The following is a 283-nucleotide window of genomic DNA, read 5'->3' on the forward strand; positions in this document are numbered from 1 at the left end:
ACTTCTGCTGTACCCACCCATTGGGTTTGAGTACCTGCTTGTGCTGTCCAGTTGATCGCCGCTGTACCCAGTGTTGAACCCGTTGGTGTGGTGACGCCTTTGTCGAACGTGGCGGTGATTGTCACGCTCTCACCCGCCGCTGCGTACGTTGGGTTGATCGATGTTTGACCGTCGTCCACCGTTGGCTTGGTTTGCGTCAACGTAAATGTCGTACCCACTTCTTTTGCTGGTGCGCCCAAGTCGTTAGTACCATTCACCGTCACCGTAATGGTGCCGTCTTTAA

At 54.4% G+C, this 283-nt stretch carries 1 protein-coding gene; it reads right to left on the reverse strand.

Annotated elements, in window-relative coordinates:
• Positions 1-283: hypothetical protein (locus VCHENC03_RS27780; RefSeq protein WP_009705425.1), on the reverse strand; the 283-nt coding region annotated here is incomplete at both ends.

It is taken from the genome of Vibrio sp. HENC-03 (assembly GCF_000305755.2).
Taxonomy (GTDB): domain Bacteria; phylum Pseudomonadota; class Gammaproteobacteria; order Enterobacterales; family Vibrionaceae; genus Vibrio; species Vibrio owensii.